This is a genomic window from Vibrio sp. 2096, from assembly GCF_033339595.1.
In the GTDB taxonomy this organism is placed as follows: domain Bacteria; phylum Pseudomonadota; class Gammaproteobacteria; order Enterobacterales; family Vibrionaceae; genus Vibrio; species Vibrio alginolyticus.
Genome location: NZ_JAWOUX010000007.1, coordinates 27,992 through 44,515, shown reverse-complemented (window position 1 = coordinate 44,515; position 16,524 = coordinate 27,992). Strand labels below are relative to the sequence as shown.

13 protein-coding genes are annotated in these 16,524 nt (G+C 45.0%); 9 read left to right on the top strand and 4 right to left on the bottom strand.

The features are described from left to right. Positions 1-33: 33 nt before the first annotated feature. Complete coding sequence (locus R7Q41_RS14455; protein WP_064369501.1) at positions 34-2,094, top strand: sensor histidine kinase; 2,061 nt, start codon at positions 34-36, stop codon at positions 2,092-2,094. Positions 2,095-2,242: 148 nt separating this feature from the next. Next, entirely contained in the window at positions 2,243-3,634 is a 1,392-nt protein-coding gene (locus R7Q41_RS14450) for a glycoside hydrolase family 1 protein (protein ID WP_115386915.1), read from the top strand. 99 nt (positions 3,635-3,733) lie between these two features. Here the strand turns inward: R7Q41_RS14450 and R7Q41_RS14445 are convergent, their stop codons facing one another. Further along, positions 3,734-5,770 (bottom strand): PhoX family phosphatase, encoded by a 2,037-nt coding sequence (locus tag R7Q41_RS14445; protein ID WP_318144544.1) that lies wholly within the window; start codon positions 5,768-5,770, stop codon positions 3,734-3,736. Positions 5,771-6,036: 266 nt separating this feature from the next. Here R7Q41_RS14445 and R7Q41_RS14440 point away from each other — a divergent pair, with 266 nt between their 5' ends. Continuing rightward, a complete protein-coding gene (locus R7Q41_RS14440) occupies positions 6,037-6,375 on the top strand; it encodes a YggL family protein (protein ID WP_005374208.1) in 339 nt (112 codons plus the stop codon). A 1,331-nt stretch (positions 6,376-7,706) separates the two neighbouring features. Continuing rightward, positions 7,707-8,606 carry a LysR family transcriptional regulator gene (locus R7Q41_RS14435; RefSeq protein WP_017819717.1) on the top strand — a complete coding sequence of 300 codons (900 nt, stop codon included), beginning with the start codon at positions 7,707-7,709 and terminating at the stop codon, positions 8,604-8,606. Here R7Q41_RS14435 and R7Q41_RS14430 read toward each other — a convergent pair. Beyond that, positions 8,574-8,918, bottom strand: a complete 345-nt coding sequence (locus tag R7Q41_RS14430) for a DUF5329 family protein (protein WP_033906240.1) — start codon at positions 8,916-8,918, stop codon at positions 8,574-8,576. The two genes, R7Q41_RS14435 and R7Q41_RS14430, sit on opposite strands and share 33 nt — an antisense overlap. 95 nt (positions 8,919-9,013) lie before the next feature. Beyond that, positions 9,014-10,027, bottom strand: a complete 1,014-nt coding sequence (locus R7Q41_RS14425; RefSeq protein ID WP_033906239.1) for an MBL fold metallo-hydrolase — start codon at positions 10,025-10,027, stop codon at positions 9,014-9,016. A 155-nt stretch (positions 10,028-10,182) separates the two neighbouring features. Here R7Q41_RS14425 and R7Q41_RS14420 point away from each other — a divergent pair, with 155 nt between their 5' ends. The 3 genes from R7Q41_RS14420 to R7Q41_RS14410 all read left to right on the top strand — a co-directional run bounded on the left by R7Q41_RS14420 (position 10,183) and on the right by R7Q41_RS14410 (position 12,526). Further along, the gene (locus R7Q41_RS14420; protein ID WP_005374222.1) at positions 10,183-10,797 is read left to right on the top strand and encodes a TetR/AcrR family transcriptional regulator; all 615 of its coding nucleotides are present in this window, start codon (positions 10,183-10,185) and stop codon (positions 10,795-10,797) included. Positions 10,798-11,126: 329 nt separating this feature from the next. Then, positions 11,127-12,032 carry a 30S ribosomal protein S6--L-glutamate ligase gene (gene rimK, locus R7Q41_RS14415; protein WP_005374224.1) on the top strand — a complete coding sequence of 302 codons (906 nt, stop codon included), beginning with the start codon at positions 11,127-11,129 and terminating at the stop codon, positions 12,030-12,032. 65 nt (positions 12,033-12,097) lie between these two features. Further along, a complete protein-coding gene (locus tag R7Q41_RS14410; protein ID WP_005384193.1) occupies positions 12,098-12,526 on the top strand; it encodes an ATP-dependent zinc protease in 429 nt (142 codons plus the stop codon). A gap of 66 nt (positions 12,527-12,592) precedes the next feature. Here the strand turns inward: R7Q41_RS14410 and R7Q41_RS14405 are convergent, their stop codons facing one another. Next, positions 12,593-13,318: an MBL fold metallo-hydrolase gene (locus tag R7Q41_RS14405; protein WP_033906547.1), complete on the bottom strand. Its 726-nt coding sequence runs from the start codon at positions 13,316-13,318 to the stop codon at positions 12,593-12,595. A gap of 323 nt (positions 13,319-13,641) precedes the next feature. On the opposite strand from R7Q41_RS14405, the gene speA reads away from it, so the two are divergent. Both speA and speB read left to right on the top strand, forming a co-directional pair. Next, positions 13,642-15,552 (top strand): arginine decarboxylase, encoded by a 1,911-nt coding sequence (gene speA, locus R7Q41_RS14400; protein WP_033906546.1) that lies wholly within the window; start codon positions 13,642-13,644, stop codon positions 15,550-15,552. Between the two features lies 1 nt (position 15,553). Further along, a complete protein-coding gene (speB, locus tag R7Q41_RS14395) occupies positions 15,554-16,474 on the top strand; it encodes an agmatinase (protein ID WP_033906238.1) in 921 nt (306 codons plus the stop codon). Positions 16,475-16,524: the final 50 nt, after the last annotated feature.

Below are 16,524 nucleotides of genomic sequence, written 5' to 3'. Positions count from 1 at the left end.
TTGGTGAGAACGCACTAGCTGAATGGAGTCGGTATGCAGCGCAAAAGGAATGGCAAAACATGGCTTGTGGTCGCAATTGCGGCAGTGCTGATGTTGTCTTGCTATAGCGCCAGCAGAGAGGTTGCCCGTCAGTGGTTGAGTGTACAAACTCAAACCGAAGCTCAACAAAAACTACTCGACTATATTGGTGAAGTTCGCCGTGCACTCAAACGCTTCTACCACTTACCTTACCTCGTAACCAATAACCCAGAAACCATCGCGTTTGTGAAAGGGAATCTGACTTATTACGAGCCATTGCAAACCCAACTGACTCAGCTAGATAAAGCCGCCAATACGGAAGGTTGGCTAATCCTGTCTAACTCTGGCGAAGTATTGGTCTCGAGTTTAATCGAAGAGCGCTTTAGCCTGTCTGACCGAAAAGCCATTGTGGAACAAATTCACAACCAAGGCGGCGGTGTTTCCTTGGTGAACAAAACCAAAGGTTCGAGCCCATTGTATTATCTTGCAGCCCCTATCTACGATGGTCTGGATATCGCTGGCATTGTGGTGGTGCAAATCAACCTTAGCTTGTTGACCGAACAGACCATTACTAGCCAAGACATCATCACGTTGCAGAATCGTCAACAACGCTTTTTCCTATCGAGTAGCGCGCTTTATAACGCTGACTGGTTTAACGAACCGAGCAACACCGTTCAGTTAGAAACGCAACGCTTATACGACAACACCAATATCAGTGTGTGGACGCTCAACCAGCAACGCTATTTTGCGCACACCGTTAAATTGGATGATTTGAATTGGTACGTAAGCTACCTCACCCCTTCTAAGCCGATTCAACAAACCATCAACGTGATTGGTTGGAGCGTCGCTGTGTTGCTCTTATTGGTTGTATTACTCGTCATCATTGGTCTACAACGTCGCCAAAAGCACATCAACCAACAACGAATTCAAGCCCTGTTGGAAGAGTCCCAACGCCGCTTGAAACAGATGATCAATAAGACCCACGTTGGTTTGCTATTGATTGATGAACAAGGTCAACTGTTCGATCTCAACCCAATGGCGAAGCGTTTGTTCTGTTTACCAGAAAGCGTCAATCGACACGCTTTTGCTTGGGAGTTATTCGATGCAGGCAATCCCAATTCCACCACACTTAAGCTACTGAAAGACTTACCTAAACATAAAGAGCTCGCAGAGATCAGCACGGTCGAAACCATTGCCAGACGCAGTGACGGAAGCGTCTTCCCTGTCCTGTTCTCGCTAACCAGTTTCCCTTGGCATGGCGAGCAGTATTTCCTTGCAACGATCATCGACATCAGCAAGCGGAAAAAAGCCGAACAGTCACTGCAACAGGTCAACCAAGAACTGGCACAGCGAGTAGAAGAGCGAACTCAAGCGCTAAAAGAAGCACAAAGCCAGTTGATTGAATCGAGCAAAATGGCCGCTTTGGGTCGCATGTCGAGCGCGATCACTCATGAGCTCAATCAGCCACTAACAGGTTTGCGAACCCTGCTCACTACAAACGAGCTGCTAGCGGAACGTGGCGAAACCGAGATGATGAAAGCCAACAATGTTTTGGTACAGAAGCTGATTGATCGTATGGCAAGCATGACCAGTCAGTTAAAGACGTTCGCCTACAACAAACCAGAAAGCTTACAGGCAATTTCTCTCACCTCTGCACTCGAAGAGACCTTACGCGTTTATCAAACCCAATTAGACAAAGTGGATGTACGTGTTCGAGTTCCTCATGACTTACCTAACGTCATGGGTGAAGAACAACGACTGCTTCAGGTACTCGGTAATCTTGTCTCGAATGCGCTAGACGCAATGAACAACACCACCAACCCGCAGCTCAACTTGATCGTCAATCCAACTGTTAATCAGGTCGAACTGATCGTCAGTGACAATGGCTGTGGCGTGTCGAATGAGATGCTTGAATCCATGTTCGAACCCTTCCAAACCTCAAAGAAAATTGGTGAAGGATTGGGGCTGGGTTTAGCGATTACGGCCAACAATATGCGTGATATGAACGGACAAATTACCGTGCATAAGAATGAACAAAATGGGCTGACTTTCACTCTATTGTTCAAATCAGCCTAGGTTGATATTGATTACAAAATCATCATTAGAACTAAGCATCCCCGCTGTTTGAGAAAAATACGATCTCGATACAAGTATCGAGGTGTCTCCTACACTATTCTCAAGCAATAAATCCACAAACATTTCCTAAATATAAAGAGTGAGAAACATGATTAAGTTTCCTGAACATTTTCTTTGGGGTGGTGCCATTGCTGCAAACCAAGTAGAAGGGGCGTACAACCTTGGGGGTAAAGGGTTATCGACATCAGACATGCTGCCAAACGGTATTTTGAGTCCGCATCAAACCCGTGAAGAACGTACACCGGGTATCAAAGATGTGGCGATCGACTTCTACAATCGCTACCCAGAAGACATCGCGCTATTCAAGGAGATGGGCTTTAACTGTCTGCGCCTATCTTTAGCATGGAGCCGCATCTTCCCGAACGGTGACGAGCTAGAACCTAATGAAGAAGGTTTGGCGTTCTACGATAAAATTTTTGACGAACTTGCCGAGCATAACATCCAACCTTTCGTGACATTATCTCACTACGAAATGCCTTACGCACTGGTCGAGAACTACGGTGGTTGGGGCGATCGTCGCGTCATCGATTTCTTCGAACGTTATGCTCGCACTGTGCTGGAACGCTACAAAGACAAAGTGAAGCTGTGGTTAACGTTCAACGAAATCAACATGTCACTGCACGCACCATTTACTGGTGTTGGTTTGCAAGAAGACGCCAATGAACAAGATATTTACCAAGCGATTCACCACCAGCTAGTCGCAAACGCAAAAGCGGTAAAACTGTGTCAGCAAATCGTACCAAACGGCAAGATTGGTAACATGCTGCTTGGCGCAATCAACTACCCATACACCTGTAACCCTGATGACGTGCTTGCTGCAATGCATGAAAACAACAAGTGGTTGTTCTTCGGTGATGTACAAACGCGTGGTCAGTACCCAGGCTACATGAAGCGTTACTTCCGTGAAAACGGCATCGAAATTCAGATGGAAGCAGGCGACTTAGAAGAAATTGCATCGGCAAGTGTCGATTTCATCTCATTCAGCTACTACGCAAGTGGCTGTGCAAGTGCGGATCCGAAACAGAAAGAAGTGGGTAACATTGTCGATAGCGTACCAAACCCATACCTTGAAAAGAGCCAGTGGGGTTGGTTGATCGATCCAAAAGGCCTGCGCATTCTGCTTAACTTCCTTCACGATCGCTACCAAAAACCACTGTTTGTCGTAGAAAACGGCTTAGGTGCATGTGATGAAATCGACGAAAACGGTGAGATTCAAGATGATTACCGCATCGCTTACTTGAACGACCACCTTGTGCAAGCACACGAAGCGATTCTGGATGGCGTTGAGTTGATGGGCTTTACCAGCTGGGGGCCAATCGATTTGGTCGCGAACTCAACCGCTGAGATGAGCAAACGTTACGGCTTTATCTATGTCGATCGTCATGATGATGGGCAAGGAACGCTAGAACGTAAACGCAAGAAAAGCTTTTTCTGGTATCAAGACGTGATTCGTACTTCAGGCGGTTCATTGAAAAGCTAAGCCTGTTGTCTAGGTATAAAGTGCAACTAGGCATTCGCCTAAACCATCAAGCCCTGCAATTGCAGGGCTTGAATTTTAAGGTGTTTATTCATTTAGAGATTAAACTGCAATCTCTCCACCGTCTTCACGGCGAATAACCACTGTCGCCGCTCGTGGGCGCACAGAAACACCAGCAGGCGTTTCTTCGGCTGCATCTTCACTGTATGGCCAGTTACCTGGGTGCTGAATATTCACAAACAATGATTTGTAATCAGGGCTGATGGTAAAGCCTGTTACTTCACAACCATTTGGTCCGACAAAGAAGCGTTTCAATTCAGCTTGATTATCCGCACCAATCACAGCTTGATCACCATTCTCATCTGTTAGCTTAGATGGAACAACAGCCAACATTTGATCATTGGTGTAAGACGTAACTTCATCTGCGCCGTTATCAGTCTGAATCCACAAAATACCACGGCCATCAAACGCTAATCCGTCTGGGCTCGCGAACTGGTTAAGCTCGGTCAAGCTCGAACGGTTAGTGTCCGCATCACCGTTTGCCGGAGAGCCAAACACGAAGATATCCCAAGTAAAGTCAGTTGCTGAAGCACCTTCATCCCAACGAATAACATGACCAAACTTATTATTCAAACGTGGATTCGCAGGATTGGTTTCATCTGTACGGCGCGTATTGTTCGTCAATGTTAAATATACTGAACCCGTGAATGGATCAACCGTACACCACTCTGGTCGATCCATTGGTGTTGCCCCAACTAAATCCGCCGCACCCGCAGTATTGATGATAATTTCAGCCAGTGAATCAAAGTGATCCGCTAACGTACCACCAGCGGTTGTTACGCTATCAAGCGTTAATGGTAACCAAGTACCTGTGCTGTCTTCATTGAAGCGCGCCACGTACAGTGTGCCTTCGTCCATGTACTTGTCACCCATCGCCAAGCGATTATCAGGGTTAGCATCTGCTGGATCCCACGCTGCCGCAGATTCAAATTTGTATAGGTATTCAAAGCGAGAATCGTGGCCAGAATAAAATACCACTGGTTTGCCTTCTTCAAGCTTACCGAAAGTACAGCCCTCGTGACGGAAACGACCTAGCGCAGTACGTTTCTTCGCACGTGAGTTTTGCGTGTAAGGGTCAATCTCGACGATGTAACCGTGACCATTGGCTTCATTACGGTAATCATCCATCGCACTTGCTCCTGTTGGAGCCACATTAAAGCGAGAGAACTCATCAAGACGCTCTTCTGCATTTCCTGCTAATGTCTCCCACAAGTAGCGTGTACTTTGATCATCGACACCAATGCGATCTTGCTCTTCTGTACGAGTCCCGGCATTAACAAAGTAACCTGGCCAGTTCTCTTCACACGTTAAGTACGTGCCCCACGGCGTGTAGCCGTTGCCACAGTTGTTTAACGTACCACGCGCTTGGCTGCCATCTGGCGAGAAACGAGTGACAGTTAAAGATGTGTGGGCCACCGGGCCAGACAAATCCATGACGGTCGCACCAGTATAACGACGGTTTAGTGGATCGGTATCAACCAACTTCCACATGTTGTCTTCCAGTTGAATGCGAACCACTGACACACCGTGCGCGTAAATCTCTTTGCGCACTTCATCTACAATGGTACGTACGCCATTTTCAACCGTCGGACCGTTTGGATGCAGTGCTGATGTGTCGATGTACTCGTGGTTAATACATAGCAAGCCATCTGTAGTGCTATCGTTCAATGGGAAAAAATGCATGCCGTCATGGTGCATGCCTAGCGCATTTAACTGATCGGTACTGGTGTTGGTACCATCATTTCGCCATGCGCTGCCTTGTGCATTAAGTGGTGTTCCCCAAGGTACTAGTACTTGTGCGGTGTAGCCTTGTGGAATTGAAACTGCGTCAGTGAGTGAGCCAGGGATAGATTCAAAGTTAAGAACGGCTTTAGATGCGCCCGAACCACTGCTTACTGTACTCCCTGAGTCAGACGAGTTACAACCAGCCAATCCGAAAGCACCAAACGCTGTCATCGCACTGATACCTAAACCACCTTTCAGAATGCTGCGTCGAGATAGGCTCGCTTCTAATACTTCTTCAAATGGTTTGTTTTCACTTTGGTTATAACGCGTCGCGTCAAAGGTTTCCTTGCTCATTTTTACTTTCCCGATCTTATAGTTTAATTAATAAATAAGTGATTAGTTGAACGGCAAGAAGTTTGGATAAGAAAAATGACAAAAGTGCTTAAAACATATGAAACTTGTGTTTCAACAATACTGCAAACCAATCAACACAGCTAACGAAGCAATTAAATTCTGGTCACATAATCACCAACTGTATCGCTTCATTCTGATTTTACTTGGGCTAAAGTGTGATAGAAGGTATAAGGTGTACGAAATCAAATCATCTACGAGAGATAATCATGAAATTAGACAAGATCGATAACAAGAGCCGTCGTATCCGTAAAAAGCTGTTCTTAGGTGAGTTCGCAATCCTAGGTTTCGAGATCAGCTGTGAAACAGACATTAACGACTTCGACCGTTACGATGCATTCGTTGATGACTTTATCGACTACATTGACGAGCTTGGTCTTTGCTTCGGTGGCGGTGGTCTAGAACTGTTTGAAGGCTTCCTATGTTCTACTGACCGTTACGGCAGTGCGACTGAAGAACAGAAAGCGCAAGTTATCAAATGGTTAGAAGCACGCCCAGAAGTGAAAAGCGCGCAAGCGGGCGAACTAGTTGACGCCAACTACCTGTAACTAAAGGGCAACCTGTAATACGCAGAGCTCACTAAATGGTAGAGAAAGCTGGTCTTAAGACTGGCTTTTTTATTTTTGGAAGAATGCGATATTAAAAATAGGGTGCTTGGGAAGTTGCGCGGAGTGATTGTGGCGTTTTTGAGCTGGCAATCAACGGGAAACTGCGTTCCACAGCCAGCTCGTGCCTTTAGGTATAATTAACTATGATTTTTTAGCTGGGGCGTCTTTCGTGTCTTTCCAGTATTGAATACGCACACGATGTAGCTGAGCTCTTCTAGTCTTTTTCATAGTAAAGTCCCTCATCTTATATAAGTAACGCTCCTCATGGAGCTTATTGTCTAAGGTCGTATCCCCTTCAATCTATAAGGGAATCAATCATTTAACCGTGACCAATTTCACAACATAATGATAATTACCGATTTCTTGCAGCCTGTTTTTACTGGCAAACGGCATATTATCTATCTGACACAGTTAACTTACTCACCAGATATGACAGGAAAATGGCAATCAAGTTCCCTACTTATACTGTCATTGAATCTTAATAAGGATTAACAAGGTGGGCATTTCAGATTTACCATACTGTTTATAAAAACCGCAAGAATTTTTATTTCTTTTCAAACAAATCTCTACTCAAGATCAATTCACTTTCATCTTTATCGTCTCCCTTTTAACGCATTGTGATCCAGTTCAATCCACAGAACTCGGAACAAAAAGCGCACATTAATACATTCACCACCAAACTTGTGCGAGATCTCTTACAAGAGTTGTAAGCAAATAGATTAACCACCGCTAAGAGCAATGCCAAAAAAAACATTAAACATATGATTTAAAAGTAATATTTAAATTCACTTAAAATAATAAGTAAAAATAATTTAGAAAAGTTAATTGAGTCAAATCAGCAAAACATCAATACTCAATTTGTCGACAGGATGTTGGCGGGAACAGGAAAAAAGCCTAAAGGATTGGGTATCTTCAGGATGAAGATTTGATAGCTTAGGATGAGTTATCAGCAAGGATGTAGTTAAGCTCTAGGATAGAGTTCGCCCGTCAGGATGATAGGCAAGAATGGACACCGCTAGGAAGGCGATGAACAAGGAACTCGGTTAAAGGACTTAGCCACAATCAAGGATAGATGCAGGGAGCACCTATTAGTAGCTGGATTGCTGCGAAAAAGAATAAGCCCCGTCTGGGAAACCAGGCGGGGTTTTATTTTGTCTGTAATGTATTGATAGCGATTCATCTTTATCGTTTAAGTCTTCTCTGTTTTCATAAAACACCGTGCTATCATTTTCTTTACGTCTCCCAACAAAGCTCTCAGAAAATCACACACTATGCTTAATCCTGTTTGGTTACATACATTTAAGACATTGATTGAAGTCGGTCATTTTACGCAAACGGCAGAAAAACTTTTTATGACTCAGCCTGGCGTCAGCCAACATATCAAAAAATTAGAGCAAAGTTGTCAGCATGCCTTGATCAAGCGCGAAAACAAAAGCTTCGAATTAACCGAACAAGGCAGGATTGTCTACGCATATGCGCTCGAGTTAGAAGATAGAGAGAAGAAGCTGCTCGAAGAGCTCAGTTTTGATGATGCATTTTCAGGCCACTGTAAACTGGCTTGTTCTGGTGCAATGGCGTTAATGTTGTATGGGCCCATTTTGGAGAAGCAAAAACAGCACCCGAGCTTATCGTTACATTTAGAAGCCGCGCCAAATCAATCTATTCTCAACGCCATAACGCAAGGGCACATTGATATTGGTATCGTGACTGATGTTCCCAACAAAGGTCTGTTTCACAGTGAGCGAATTGGTAAAGAGAGGTTGTGCTTGGTTCTGCCAAAGCAATATCAAAATAAGCAGATAACGCCACAACTCTTGCATGACTGTGGTGTCATTAGCCACCCTGATGCCGAGCATTACATGACGCTGTTTTTTGACCAATGTGAAGAACCACAGCTCCAAGAAATTAAGATGAGCGATTTACCATTATCCGGCTACGTAAATCAGTTGAGCCAAATTTTGCTGCCTGTCAGCAAAGGACTTGGCTTCACCGTGCTGCCTCAAAGTGCGGTCGACAATTTTCCACTAAAAGACACGTTATACATTGCTCAACTGAAAAACACTGTATGTGAAGAGCTATTTCTGGTTCGTAAGCGCAGTCGTGCTCTACCTCTGCGCTATCAGACCATCAAAGAAGTGTTATTGGATGTGATCGGTGGCGCGCATCAATGATGTTAGCCACTCTTCGCTGGTAATGCGTTCCTCTTGGCAATCCACCCAATATGGTTTGCCAGATAACCAGCTCTTTGACGCGACCTCTTTTATAAACACATCCACGGAATCAACGTCATCTTTGGCGTAATCCCATTTATTACGCATGTGTTCTGCCGCTTCTTGATTAGTGTACGCCTTGCCGTTGCGGATAAAGGTGCAAGAGGATTGCTCAACTCGTTTTATCAACGTCGAGATATCTTGCTCTACCCCTGCTAGTGCAAAGGTAGGCAGAATGCTTAATGTAAGTAACAACGTCCACTTTGCTTTCATCGCACCTTTATCCTTATCCCTGACCACGTAACTACTAATAGTAACTACTGATAAGTGACTTAACTATTCTGGTGTTTGGCTGTTTAGCTCAGCAATTATTGCCACCATGCCTTAGCAGGCTGAGGCTCCGCAATCGCCAAGCGTTGACCAATCTCAGGGCTCACCAACGTAACACCGCGCTCTTCACTGATGTCTAACGCACGTTGCATTGGCTCATTCCAATCGTGCATTGATAAATCAAACGTGCTGTTATGGATCGGCATCATCACTTTGCCCTGCACATCGATGTGTGCTTGAACGCTTTGCTCTGGGAACATGTGAATGTCTGACCAGAGTTCATTGTACGCACCTGTTTCAATCATGGTGAAGTCAAACGGACCGTACTTTTCGCCAATCTCTTTAAAGCCATTGAAGTAACCAGAGTCACCACTGAAGAACACTTTGTGTTGTTGTGCATTGATAACCCAACTGCCCCACAGCGTCGTATCGCGGTCTGTCAAACCTCGACCAGAGAAATGCTGAGTCGGAGTTAGTGTATATTCAATGCCGTCAACAGAGTGTGACTCCCACCAGTCTAGTTCGATCACTTTCTCTTTGGGTACACCCCAATTCACCAGTAATTGGCCTACTTTTAACGGCACCAAGAAAGTGCCCACCTTGTCGCCTAGCACTTTAATAGAAGCTTTATCTAGGTGATCGTAATGGTCATGACTGATCACCACCACATCGATAGTTGGCAAATCTTCTATCGTGATGGGGGTTTGGTGAAAGCGTTTTGGCCCTGCCCATTGTACAGGAGACGCGCGATCACTGAATACAGGGTCGGTCATTACCAGTTTTCCATCGAGCTTCATTAATACGCTTGAATGACCCAGACGATAGATGACGTCATCTTGCTCTTCTAACAGTTGCCGCGCTGTGATCGCATGCACTGGAATTTCAATCGTTGGTGTTGGGTTAAGGCGCTCAGTCGTAAAATACGCTTTCATGATTTCGAACATGTCGCCCAAACCGCTTTTGTATTCCAACTCTATGTTTGAAAATTTGTCCGGGTATGTTGGCGCTTTTTCAGTATCAACATTAGAACAAGAAATCATTGATGTACCCATCGCGAACGCTCCTACTGTGGCTAGCAAAGTTTTTTTCATAAAAAGTTAACCCGAACAAAAGTAAACTACACGGTGCAGTTTACATTCTAATTATCAAAAGTAAACTACTTAGTGTAAAATAGATCAAGAAATGATCTTCTTAACTTAGCAAGCTTATGAATGTAAAAAGAAAAAGTCGTAGCGAAACCAAAAGAGAAGCCATCCTGTGCGCAGCAAAGCAAGCGTTCCAAGAGTTTGGGGTGCAAAACACCAGCATGGATAAGCTCTCTGCTATCGCGCAAGTCTCTAAGCGCACGGTCTACAACCATTTCCCTTCTAAAGAAGCGATCGTGACAGAGTTACTAACCGAACTATGGCGTTCTTCAATGATGGATAGCGACATTGAACGTTTACCAACACTCCCGCTAAAAGATCAATTGATTGAATTACTCTACAGCGAGATCATTGTGGTGACGGAACCAAACTATATTGAGCTGGCAAAAGTGGCATTTGGGCACTTCTTATTTAAGCCGGAAGATCTCAAAGAACAAGCAGAACAAATGTCGAAACAGGAAACCGCCCTGTACCGCTGGCTTACTGAGAAATCGAACAGTGGCGCTTTGCAAATTGATGATGTACATATAGCGAGCACTCAATTGCACAACTTACTTAAAGGCAGTGCATTCTGGCCGCAGTTAATGGGAATTCGCCCCTCTTTGTCGAATGAAGAATCTAGGCTGTTAGCTACCCAAACGGCGGAACTTTTTTTAAGTCACTATCAAAACAGCTAAAAACAGCGGTCAAATTGGCCGCTTTTTTAAGCGATAATTCGTGACAAAGCGATGAAATTTTTGCTCAATTTTATTTATCTCACCCTTGACAGTCTCATACCGCAAGGCGTGAGCGTTCGATAAAATATTTTTGTCGTGTCGACGATGCTTTTTCGTTTTCATCTCACAAAAAAACGCCCTAAGGTGCGCACCTCTGACGACGTGGTTGTTCAACCACAATTCTAAATCGTTGAAGTAAGTAGGTTATGTCATAACATGATCACCTGCCTACTGCATTCTATGCTCTATACTTATATTTTAATTTGGTACTGACTTACTAAGGAATTGCCATGCGTATTGCTATTCTCTCTCGTAATGAGAATTTATATTCAACCATGCGCCTAAAACAGGCGGGTGAAGAACGTGGGCATCAAATCGATGTGATCGACACGCTTCACTGTTATATGGACATTACGAGCAACAACCCTAAGATCCGCTACAAGGGTGAAGAATTACCGCAATACGATGCTGTTATTCCACGTATTGGGGCATCTATTACGTTTTACGGCACTGCTGTTGTACGTCAGTTTGAAATGATGGGTACATTTTGTGTCAACGAATCTGTCGCGATCAGCCGCTCTCGTGACAAGTTGCGCTCATTGCAACTGCTATCACGTAAAGGCATCGGTTTGCCACGCACTGGCTTTGCTCACCATCCTGACAACATTCAGGACGTGATCAAAAACGTTGGTGGCGCACCTCTAGTAATTAAATTGCTAGAAGGCACTCAAGGCATTGGTGTTGTACTTGCTGAAACAAATAAAGCGGCAGAAAGCGTGATTGAAGCTTTCATGGGTTTGAAAGCTAACATCATGGTGCAAGAATTTATCGAAGAAGCAAAAGGCGCGGACATCCGTTGTTTTGTTGTCGGAAATAAAGTAATAGCCGCAATGAAGCGCCAAGCAAAAGAAGGTGAGTTCCGTTCTAACCTTCACCGTGGCGGCTCTGCACAACTCGTGCGTTTGAGCAAAGAAGAGCGTGCGACCGCTGTAAATGCTGCGAAAGTGATGGGCTTGAACCTTTGTGGTGTGGATATCCTTCAATCTAAAAATGGCCCAGTGGTAATGGAAGTGAACTCTTCCCCTGGTCTAGAAGGCATCGAACTAGCAACGGGTAAAAACATTGCAGGTATGATCTTCGATTTTATCGAGAAAAACGCTAAGCCAAATTCAAACCGTACTCGCGGTAAAGGTTGATTTTTGTTTAACGCACAAGAGAGCCAAAAAACGGCTCTCTTGTTACTCGTCGCTAGGATGACACTATGAATCAGAAAATGATCATTGGGAATGCCGAAGCTATTTGCTTGCCAGAGTTAGGGATTACTCACCTTGAAGCGCGTATTGATACAGGCGCTCAAACCTCTTCATTACATGTAGACAATATTGATTGCTTTGAAAAAGATGGTCAGTCTTATGTTGCATTCGATCTGCACCCAGATGTATACCATTTAGAACAAGTGGTTCGCTGCACAGCGAAACTAAAAGCAAACCGTAAGGTTAAATCTTCTAACGGTACTTTTGAGCACCGCTGCGTGATCACGACGATGCTGCGTATGGGCGACCAACAATGGCCAATCGACATTACGTTGACTAACCGTGAAAAAATGACTTACATGATGTTGTTAGGTCGTCAAGGCATGGCAGACAAAGTGCTCGTTGATCCTAGCCAATCTCACTTATTGGCATCTTAACCCCGTAGCTTCAGATGAGTGATCGAACGTTTTTGTTGAGCATCACTCGTCTGGCTTTATCTTCGCCTACTTCCTACGAAATAACGCAAACAACAATCCCTTCGCTTTAACTTTTGTCACTCGCCAGTGCGTCATTGGCTTAGTCGGCGCTGTATTCAAAATGTGCTGATACGCTTTTTCATCCAAAGTCACCTCTCCCCCATGTGCCAGAAGCAAACATTGCGGATTCATCTCAAACACACGCTTTAATGATTGCCGATATTGATTCGGATGAAATATGGGAAACGGCGCAATCAGATGCTTTTTCACCTGCACCATTAAATCCGCCACATACAGCACATCTTGTTCAGAATGATAAACCGACAGATCTCGATCAGTATGCCCTAGCGTTTCTAGCACCTGCCAATCATCAAATCCAGGAATAAACTCTCCATCAATAAGTTCAATATCTGGCTTTAACTTGCGGGAATACCACAGGTTTTGCTTTGGTTTACGCATCCGATTCGCCATCCAGCGTGCTAACATTAAATCGGTCAAATGCATTAGCCAACCGTCTACACCGCTATACCACTGGCTCTCTCGCTTTGCGGCCAATAGCTTACATCCTGTTAAATCACGTAGTTTGTGCGCACCACCAGCATGGTCTGGATGCATGTGGGTCACAACAACCAACTTTAGGTCAGAAAAAGGACGATGGAGTTGATGTTCAATAAAGTCTTTAAGATGAGGGATGTCTGCTCGACTGGCACCATCAAGCAACAATAATTTATCGGAATATTCGGCGAGATACATGGTCTGAATGTACCCCTGAATTCTGTGCAGCTGCAAAATATGTCCTTATTTTAGTGAGATGCTTCATGACCGAATCCTTACTGGTCAGACCAACTATAACAGCAGAATGGACGCTTCGGTAAACAAATATTCACACGTAGCGACGACAACAAATCATAATCGAGATGATAGATTTTAATCATTAGACTCAAGGGCCCTTTTATCCGTTAATGCGCGCACACGGAGTTCGTGTCAGGGTATGAGGTAAATACCTCATGATTTGCTTTTTTGTACTTTTCCTTCTAATTAATTAAGGAGTTAAGTACATTTTTGTGAGAATCGAGTTGGAAAAAGCAACTAAATTAGACCGCATCCGCGCGGACTACAACGTTCACTACTGGAGCCAAGGTTTCTACGGCATTGATGACCAAGGCGAAGTATATGTATCACCACGTAGTGATCGTGCACATCAAATCCCTTTCAGCGCTATTGTAAATGAGCTAGAAGCGAAGCAGTTAAATCTGCCTGTATTAGTACGCTTCCCGCAAATCGTGCACCAACGTGTGCATGGTATTTGCCACGCATTCAACCAAGCAATTGAAGAATACCAATATCCAAACAAATACTTGTTGGTGTACCCAATTAAAGTAAACCAACAACGTGAAGTGGTGGATGAAATTCTAGCGAGCCAAGCTCAACTAGAAACCAAGCAGCTTGGTCTTGAAGCGGGTAGCAAGCCAGAATTGTTGGCGGTACTTGCATTGGCTCAACAAGGTAGCTCCGTGATCGTGTGTAATGGCTACAAAGACCGTGAGTATGTGCGTCTTGCACTGATCGGTGAAAAGCTGGGTCACAAGGTATTCATCGTACTAGAGAAGCTTTCTGAGCTGGATCTGGTACTAGAAGAAGCGAAAAGTTTGGGCGTAAAACCGCGCCTTGGTTTACGCATTCGCCTCGCCTCTCAAGGCGCAGGGAAATGGCAAGCAAGTGGCGGTGAAAAATCGAAGTTTGGTTTATCAGCATCGCAAGTGCTTAGCGTTATTGAACGTCTTAAACGCGAAGGCAACCTAGACGCGATGCAACTGGTTCACTTCCACCTTGGTTCACAGATGGCAAACATCCGTGATGTACGCAATGGTGTGAACGAGTCTGCACGTTTCTACTGCGAACTACGCGCACTCGGTGCAAACATCGAGTACTTCGATGTGGGCGGCGGCTTGGCAGTGGATTATGACGGCACACGCAGCCAATCATCGAATTCGATGAACTACGGCCTTGCAGAATACGCACGTAATATCGTCAACACAGTGGGCGATGTGTGTCTGCAATACGAACAACCAATGCCAGTGATCATTTCGGAATCGGGTCGCTCGCTAACAGCGCACCACGCTGTATTGATTTCTAACGTAATTGGTACCGAATCATACCTACCGGAAGAAGTACATGAGCTTGATGATGACGCTCCGCTTTTACTACAAAACATGTGGCGAAACTGGGAAAACTTACAAGATGGTACAGACGCTCGTGCGTTAATTGAGATTTACAATGATACCCAAAGTGATTTGGCAGAAGTGCACTCTCAATTTGCTACAGGCGTGCTTAACTTGGAACAACGTGCGTGGGCAGAACAATTGTCACTGCGCATTTACTTCGAATTAAGCCGCAAGATGAGCACTAAGAATCGCTTCCACCGTCCGATTCTGGACGAGTTGAGCGAACGTCTTGCGGATAAGTTCTTCGTGAACTTCTCGCTCTTCCAATCTCTACCAGATGCTTGGGGTATTGATCAGGTGTTCCCTGTTCTGCCACTTTCTGGTCTTGGCGAGGCGGAAGAGCGTCGTGCAGTGATGTTGGACATCACATGTGACTCTGATGGCGCGATCGATCACTACGTTGATGGTCAAGGCATCGAGAGCACGCTACCTGTACCAGCTTGGAGCAAAGACAAACCGTACCTAATGGGCTTTTTCCTAGTAGGCGCATACCAAGAAATCCTTGGTGACATGCACAACCTATTTGGTGATACCCACAGTGCTGTAGTCAATGTTGATGAACACGGTCAATTTGAGATCAGTTACATCAACGAAGGTGATAGTGTAGAAGACATGATGCGCTACGTTCATATCGACGTGGATGCGATTCGTGACAATTATAAACAATTGGTTTCACAGCGAGTTGAAGCCAATGAACAAGCACAAATCCTAGCAGAACTAGAACAAGGTCTAGCAGGATACACCTATTTAGAGGACTTCTGATATGAATGATTTGTTTACTAAAACTGATTATTCGCTTTACTCCAACTCTATGTCGTTTTTACGTCTGCCGTACATTCGTAACCCGGTATCGGCAGACGCAGACGTTGTGGTGTTGGGAGTCCCTCTGGACATGGCAACATCTGGTCGTCCAGGTGCGCGTATGGGTCCAGATGCAATTCGCCGTGCCTCAGTCAACTTGGCATGGGAAGGTAAGAAGTACCCTTGGAGCTTCAACGTATTGGATAAACTGAAAGTGATCGACGCAGGTGATCTCGTGTTCGATTGCGGTGATGCGGAAGATTTTACTTACCGCCTTGAAGCGGCAACCAGTGAAATTCTAAAAAGTGGTAAAACCATGTTGGGATTGGGCGGTGACCACTTCATTACGCTACCTATCCTGCGTGCCTATGCGAAGCATCATGGCCAAATGGCGTTGATTCACTTTGATGCTCATACGGACACCTATGCAAATGGCAGTTCATACGACCACGGTACGATGTTCTACCATGCGCCGAAAGAAGGTTTGATCTCAGCGAAGAACTCAATACAAATCGGCATTCGTACGGAGTACAAACAGCAAGATCACGGCTTCAATGTGATTAATGCGATGCAAGCGAATGACATGTCGGTGAACGAGATCCTAGAAGAAATTCGTCGCACCGTCGCAGACAAGCCAGTGTATGTTACTTTTGACATCGACTGCTTAGACCCGGCCTTCGCACCGGGAACTGGTACACCAGTTTGTGGTGGCTTGAACTCAGACAAAGCGCTGAAAATTATTCGTGGTTTAGCCGGCATGAATATCGTGGGTATGGATGTTGTCGAAGTATCGCCTCCATACGACCACAGTGATGTTACCGCACTAGCGGGAGCAACCATCGCACTAGAAATGCTTTACGCATACGCATCTGAGCGCGAATAGACATAATCATTTCTAAGGGAGCTTCGGCTCCCTTTTCTTTCTGATGCCTT